Source organism: Pseudomonas sp. (assembly GCF_036387035.1).
Lineage (GTDB): Bacteria > Pseudomonadota > Gammaproteobacteria > Pseudomonadales > Pseudomonadaceae > Aquipseudomonas.
Genome location: NZ_DASVUM010000109.1, coordinates 22,430 through 28,667, shown reverse-complemented (window position 1 = coordinate 28,667; position 6,238 = coordinate 22,430). Strand labels below are relative to the sequence as shown.

General features: G+C 58.4%; 7 protein-coding genes, 1 tRNA gene and 1 pseudogene. 6 read left to right on the top strand and 3 right to left on the bottom strand.

Annotation, left to right across the window (positions count from 1 at the left end):
- The first annotated feature begins 156 nt into the window (after positions 1 to 156).
- Positions 157 to 247 (top strand) — tRNA-Ser (locus VF672_RS10325).
- 132 nt (positions 248 to 379) lie between these two features.
- On the opposite strand, the gene VF672_RS24575 is transcribed toward VF672_RS10325, so the two are convergent.
- The 3 genes and pseudogenes from VF672_RS24575 to VF672_RS10310 form a co-directional block, all read right to left on the bottom strand.
- Positions 380 to 670 carry a hypothetical protein gene (locus tag VF672_RS24575; RefSeq protein WP_414705590.1) on the bottom strand — a complete coding sequence of 97 codons (291 nt, stop codon included), beginning with the start codon at positions 668 to 670 and terminating at the stop codon, positions 380 to 382.
- A gap of 516 nt (positions 671 to 1,186) precedes the next feature.
- A pseudogene (locus VF672_RS10315) lies at positions 1,187 to 1,402 on the bottom strand (DUF4224 domain-containing protein); the annotation flags it as partial.
- Between the two features lie 244 nt (positions 1,403 to 1,646).
- A complete protein-coding gene (locus tag VF672_RS10310) occupies positions 1,647 to 1,943 on the bottom strand; it encodes a hypothetical protein (protein WP_331104334.1) in 297 nt (98 codons plus the stop codon).
- A 164-nt stretch (positions 1,944 to 2,107) separates the two neighbouring features.
- Between VF672_RS10310 and VF672_RS10305 the strand changes: the two genes are divergently transcribed.
- From VF672_RS10305 to VF672_RS10285, 5 genes are all read left to right on the top strand, one after another.
- Entirely contained in the window at positions 2,108 to 2,341 is a 234-nt protein-coding gene (locus VF672_RS10305) for a hypothetical protein (RefSeq protein WP_331104332.1), read from the top strand.
- A 243-nt stretch (positions 2,342 to 2,584) separates the two neighbouring features.
- Entirely contained in the window at positions 2,585 to 3,088 is a 504-nt protein-coding gene (locus VF672_RS10300; RefSeq protein ID WP_331104330.1) for a hypothetical protein, read from the top strand.
- Between the two features lie 1,200 nt (positions 3,089 to 4,288).
- Entirely contained in the window at positions 4,289 to 5,173 is an 885-nt protein-coding gene (locus VF672_RS10295; protein ID WP_331104328.1) for an EamA family transporter, read from the top strand.
- A gap of 122 nt (positions 5,174 to 5,295) precedes the next feature.
- Positions 5,296 to 5,598, top strand: coding sequence for an RcnB family protein (locus VF672_RS10290; protein ID WP_331104326.1), 303 nt, complete (start codon positions 5,296 to 5,298; stop codon positions 5,596 to 5,598).
- Positions 5,599 to 5,740: 142 nt separating this feature from the next.
- Positions 5,741 to 6,049, top strand: a complete 309-nt coding sequence (locus VF672_RS10285; RefSeq protein ID WP_331104324.1) for a hypothetical protein — start codon at positions 5,741 to 5,743, stop codon at positions 6,047 to 6,049.
- The last annotated feature ends 189 nt before the right edge of the window (positions 6,050 to 6,238 follow it).

The window sequence follows — 6,238 nt, the reverse complement described above, 5'->3', positions numbered from 1 at the left end:
TAGTGAAAACAAAGGGTTTGAAACCTCAAGTTGCAAAGATCATAACAGAGGCGACGCAGCGCGCTAGCCACAGAGTTTGACAGCTTGTTTCATTACGGTATTATGGCGCCCGCAAAGCGACGGAGGGCACATAAAACCTTCGGGTGCAGATGCTTCGGGGAATTGGCAGAGTGGTTGAATGCACCGGTCTTGAAAACCGGCGAACGTTAATAGCGTTTCTAGGGTTCGAATCCCTAGTTCCCCGCCAAATACAGAGAAAAAGCCTCGCATCTGCGGGGCTTTTTCGTTTCCGGGGTTTGGGTGACGATGCGCTGCATTTGGTCGTTTTTGGAGGGGTTCCGAGACTTTCAGGGGACTGTTTCCGAAACTTCCCCTATTTTTACGGCTCTGCCGTCACGCCGACGCGCCTGTAAACGCGTTTGGTGATCTCCTGTTTGGTGTGTCCCAGCAGCAGGCTGGCACCGCCGATATCGACAATCTCCGACCCGGCCTTTGGCCTGATGTCCCGGAACAGAAATCCCCCTATCTTCGCTGCCAGCATCGGGTCGCCGTCCTTGATAGCCTTTTGCTGCGCTTTCTCCCGGGCTTTGTCCCACCTCAAACGCAGCATCCCCTTTGTCATTCGTTTCCCGTGCTTGCTGATCAGCAGGTACTTGGACGGGTGGTGCACGTTCCGCTCCGTGATCTCCCGGATCAACCTTCTCTCGGATGCCTTGGCACGGTTCTTCCTCCCAGTTAGGCCCCATGCGCACGCCATGTTGAAGAAGTGCACCAACAGCGCGATCTCGCTGTTGGCGCGGACCTTTGCGTCCGGGCATTCCGGTATCCAGCAATCATCCACAGCGTGATTGAATCTATCGGCGCTTCATCGAAGAGCGGGCGGAGCTGTTTCAGCTCCGCTCGGTTATCCACCTGGGTGCGCGGCGCCTTTTTTGAATGGTCTCTCGGTCATACCGGTCGAAAATTGCGTTCATTACCTTCAGGTCCGCCGGCTTCACCTTTGCTTCGAGCTCTGCCCATTTCACCGGGCCCGGTCCAAGTCACTGCCGAGCGGGATCTCCTTCCTAGTTGAATCCCGTTAGTAGTACCCAATCCACACCTTGCGGTTTTTGCGCAGGCGCTTGCGGCGCACTACACCCGGTAGCAAGTCCCAATTCTCTGTGTTGCGTGGCGCATATCAGCTTACTCAGGAGAAATTTAGCGTCCGCACCGGGCGGGCTGGCGGCGGGTTTGGGTCGACAATGCCAGGCGAGAGCATGCCCAACTTCGTACGGGCGTACTGCCGGCCAACAAGTGGTCGCTTTGCGCGGCTCTCGGCGTATAGCCACTTGCAATCATCCAGCCACCGACGCTGGTAGGCCATGGCCTTATAGCCGGTAATTTCGGCGAGCTCCTCATTCGAAGGATTTCTGAACCCATATTGGCTACCTCCTTGCGGGGCCTATGCGGGGTTTGGTGGTGGGTACTTCGCCTGATCTTCGGCAGCTCTCATCGCCGCCTAGGCGTCGTTCACGTACGACGGGTCGAAGCCGCCGGCGTAATGGATGGTGGCCTGGCACGCGCGGAGGTTTCCCGGTTCTGCTTCCGCGCCGCCGTCAGCTATTTGCGAATGACGCCTTCCGCCGGGCCCAGATTCCGGAAGCGGTTTACCCAGTGATGCTCTGGAGCTGGTTGTTGCCCTGGTACACGAGAGCGATGTCCCCGGCGATCAGGTGGCACAGGTCACGCTTGTAGGTGTTGTCGCCGTCGATCCTCAGGCCCGCGCGCCGGAGAGTGTGGACAACCTCATCCACGCTGATGCCGTTGGCCTTGAGCGTGACGTCTAGATCTGGCTTGCACTCGGCGTACACAGCCAGGCACAGCTTGGCACCCGGATAAAGGTGGTCCCTCATCCGCACCAGCGCATCGATGGCGACGTGGTGAAATCGTTGAGTTACAGACATAGGAACTCCTCGCATGCCGTACACCGGTAGGCACATGGATAGATGGGGAGAGGGGACAGCCCTCGTATGGGGGCAGATGGCGACCGCTGGTCAGGCGATTATGGCCAATTGCAATGAAACAGCGAAGAGAGGGTCGTAGTTATCCCTTCGTCACGAGCAAAAATATGCTTGCTTCAGATATCCACTCGGAAAACAGCGAGGACCTGCTGAATGAGCTCAACCAAGCCACCGCAGAGCTGATGTTGATCGACAAGACTTCCTTTGGCGGTAGGCAGTGGCAGACAGCGCATCGTCGCCAGCAGGCTGCGTTCGGGGCCTGGCTCCGTTACATCAGAAAAGACCCCGTGTTCCAAAGCAGGTCAAAAAGCCCTGTAGTTGAGGTGGGCGCAGGGGGATAAATCGCGGGTCTTGAACCCAGCAGAATTCCACGCCGCATACGCAGCAGGCAATAGGGCAAGATGGGTCGGCCTGGCGGCGGGGTTACTGTTTAGCGGCAAGGTCGCGGCGTTTGCGGAATTCGTAGAAAGCACAGGTCACAGTTGCCTTACGGCGTGCACCGCCACAGGCATGGCGGCCATGAAGCTGACGCGGTGGGGCAGCTCGCTACGTGCGGACGGCTGATCGACTGATACGGCGAGCGCATGAGCCTTGATCGTTCGCTTTCGGCCAAGCGCAAGGTCGGCGCCAAGCCAGCCATCAAGTGCCGTCTGAAGCCCAGGCTGGAGCACGTGCTGCTGTGGGACCTGACTGCCGCCGTGCTGGACAGGGAGCTGATAGCGCCATGCCAGCAAGAACTGTCGCTGCCGTACGTGCGCCGGTTGTTCGTGTTGCTGGTGGTCGAGTTCCTGCAGGCCTCTATGCTGGCCCTGATCGATAAACCCGATGGCCGTGATGAGGTTCGTGGACCTCACGAATGCGCGGATCATGCTCGAGGCTGCCCGGTTGCGTGGCGGCTACTGGCGGAGGTGGTTCCCATGCTGGCCGGCCTGTTCGTAAGCCAACCCGGCAAGGCCATTGGCACTGATGATGCTGTGCCACGGCACTCGTGGCGGCGAAACCAGAATGGCACGCTGGTCAGACATTTTCCATCGTCCGTTGGGGATTGCCGAGTACCTGCTTGGGCAGTGGGGACGATGGAGAACTGATGGAGCGGGGGTACCTGGCTATGCTTCGCCCATGTTCGCATTGATGCGAGATGCAATGCCTGGCCAGACGAAGTCTTACTGCATCACCGACGATTGGGCTGTCGCGGTTGAGCCTAGCAAACTCCGCTCTTGGCCAGATAACTGGATGTCGCTCGCGGTGTCTTTGCCCCGTGCTAAGGTGCTAGCTTCGGTGCAAGCGCACGGCGAGAGTGTTTGTATTTCTCGTCCAGCCACGAGACGAGGCTTTCGATTCTGTACGGAGGACGGCCTGGGGCTGCTTCGAGTTGCTGGGCTAGCAGGAGACGATTGCTCTCGATGAGTTGATACCCTCGTAATTCAAGATATTCGTCAATGAAGCGTTCTACACGCCATGCCTCGCCAACCGATACGAATACGCTCTCCACCTTACCCGTGTGGTAGCGGGCGTCTGACTGCGAGGGCAACATGATATGTCCTGATTGATAGTAATTAGCCACTATAGGGTACCTGACCCTGGCTCACAATCATCCGGGTGATCGTATCGATGGCCGGTGGGCTGAGCTCATCTTTCGCGCATCACATTTGCGCAATGAAAAACATTCGTTCGGCAAGCCCAGGCGCAATGCTTTGACGGATTACCTCGATCATTGAATGGGCCCGAGTGATTGCTACGCAGCTGGTCATCTTCAAGCGAATTCCTCCATGAAGCGGGGCCATCAAAGCAAGGCGGTTTTAACATCATCCCACGATGCCACTTTTAGACTTTATACGCGCCTCGGCATCTGCTGGGGCTTTTCATATGCCGAGTCCGCAAGGGCGGACTGTCAATGTCGACAATGCCTGAAAAATCACCCCTGACTTTGGGCGCAGGTCGGGCTCGTCCCGTCGAATCCGCTCTGCCAAGGGGCTATCATGGCCGCAACGACCTCAGCGCAACAGCAAACCGCTTCGTGATTGGGCTGCTCAGCCTTTGCCTGACGGCCTGCGCGGCAAAGCCGCAAGGGGTAACAACGACCACGGCAATAAGGCTGGAAGTCCCTGAGCAGATTCCGTGCGAGCGCGCCAATGCAGACGATGCCGATCCGCGTGGCCCCCTTTCAACCGCCACCGCTTCAACGTCCAGCGCCCTACCGCGCAGTTGAGCGCTGCCGTCCGCTGATGCACACTTCGCCGCATTAGTGCGCCCGATGGGCCCCTGGAACCGCCTTCTTAAGGAACACCATGCCGTTAAAGGATTTGTGTCTGGCACTGCTTGTCATCGTCGCATGGGGCTTGAATTTCATCGTTATCAAATACGGACTTGATGGCTTGCCGCCCATGCTGCTGGGCGCGTTGAGGTTCACGTTGGTCGCCATCCCCGCGGTCTTCTTCATTCGCCGTCCGCAACTGCCGTGGTTCTGGCTGATCGCCTACGGATCGACGATTTCCTTCGGGCAGTTCGCGTTCCTGTTTGAAAGCATGGCGCACGGCATGCCGCCGGGGTTGGCCTCGTTGCTGCTTCAAGCCCAGGCGTTTTTCACGTTGCTGTTCGCGGCCATTTTTATCGGTGAAAAACTCCGCGTCTTTAGCGTCGTCGGCCTGCTTATCGCCGCTGCCGGGCTGACCCTCATCGGCGTGGGCACCGGCGCGGCGACTCCGCTGGTGGCGGTGCTGCTGGTGTTGTGTGCGGCGTCGATGTGGGCGCTGGGCAATGTCATCACGCGGCGGTTCGGAAACGTCGATCTGGTCGCCCTGGTGGTGTGGGGAGCGATCGTGCCGCCGCTGCCGTTTCTGGCCATGTCGTTGTGGCTGGAGGGCCCTGACCTGATCGAGCACTCGATGCGCAACCTGGGCTGGACGTCGGTATTGGCGCTGGCGTATCTGGCGTTCATCGCCACGCTTTTTGGCTACATCAACTGGAGCAAATTGCTGTCGCGCTACCCCGCGGGCAAAATTGCGCCGTTTTCATTGCTCGTTCCGGTGGTTGGCCTGAGCTCCTCCGCGCTCGTGCTGGGCGAGCGGCTGAGCGTCCTGCAGTGCGCCGGCGGTCTGCTTGTAATGCTCGGCTTGGTGGTCAACCTGCTTGGCCCCAAGCTTTTTGGCAGCCGGAAACCGGCGGCGGCCTAATCGCGCACAGCGGACGGTTCGCAAAACGATGGAAACTTTGGGCGTTGTGTCGGTCGATGAAGGAGGAGGCTTGACGGCCTGACCGACAGCGGCGCTCGCCGCTTTACCCAAGGAGACGTTCCATGATCAGCAAGAAATCCTTTTGCCACCTGACCTTCGTTGCGCTGTGTGCACTGAGCAGCCATGGTTTTGCCGCCGAGGAACCGAGCGTTACTCTGGACCGGCCAGGGGCAGGTGTTAAGGAAATCAAGGAAGGCGACAACGTCCCTGATCAATACCAGCGCGACTCGCTGGCGCTCAAGGACTGGCAGAAACGCCACTTGAGTGCCCCGGAGAAGAATCAGCAATGGGTTGAGATCAAGAACAAATATGTTCTGGTCGACATTCCTACCGGGACAATCAAGCAAATGGTCGACAAGAAGTAACGGAGCCGAACGGCTGCGTGCGGCCAGAGGGCAGGGGAGGGTTGAAGCGCTGTTCGATCCTGATGGAGGAGACAGTGATTCACCCACAGCTCCTGCTCGCATGGAGTCGCTGCCCGGCAGCCATCGATGGGGAAGTGGGCCGATGAACGTATTCGAATTGTTCCTGCCTTTGTACGAGCCCGGCGGCACCCGATTCGCTGCCGAGTTGTTCCATGCGACACGGGACGAACTGGTGGAGCGTTTTGGCGGCCTCACGATATATGCCCGAGCGCCAGCGACGGGGTTGTGGGCGCAGGAGGGCAGCGACGCCGAGCAGGATCACTTGGTCATCTATGAAGTCATGGTCGAGGACAATGACCGCGCATGGTGGTCGGCGTACAAAAGCCTTCTGCAACAACGATTCAGGCAGAAGGAAATGGTCATTCGCCGTTCGGTGATTGACTTGGTCTGATGCGCCGCACCAGCCGCCCCTTTCAGAAAACTCTCCCAAATACTCCCCTCAAACCCTTGCTCAGCTCGCCTTCGCCGCCCGGCGGCGCCTATCGCGAACTAAAGCGTTTCAAAATGTTAAAACTGAATCAGAAGTCTTACCAATTGATAACGCTTTGCATTCATATCCTGAACAAATCTTGTTACGATC

What these genes read in the sequence shown, in the direction of transcription:
- VF672_RS10310 (WP_331104334.1), bottom strand. Translation starts at nt 1,943, where the DNA reads ATGTCTGTAACTCAACGATTTCACCACGTCGCCATCGATGCGCTGGTG.
- VF672_RS10305 (WP_331104332.1), top strand. Translation starts at nt 2,108, where the DNA reads ATGCTTGCTTCAGATATCCACTCGGAAAACAGCGAGGACCTGCTGAAT.
- VF672_RS10300 (WP_331104330.1), top strand. Translation starts at nt 2,585, where the DNA reads ATGAGCCTTGATCGTTCGCTTTCGGCCAAGCGCAAGGTCGGCGCCAAG.
- VF672_RS10295 (WP_331104328.1), top strand. Translation starts at nt 4,289, where the DNA reads ATGCCGTTAAAGGATTTGTGTCTGGCACTGCTTGTCATCGTCGCATGG.
- VF672_RS10290 (WP_331104326.1), top strand. Translation starts at nt 5,296, where the DNA reads ATGATCAGCAAGAAATCCTTTTGCCACCTGACCTTCGTTGCGCTGTGT.
- VF672_RS10285 (WP_331104324.1), top strand. Translation starts at nt 5,741, where the DNA reads ATGAACGTATTCGAATTGTTCCTGCCTTTGTACGAGCCCGGCGGCACC.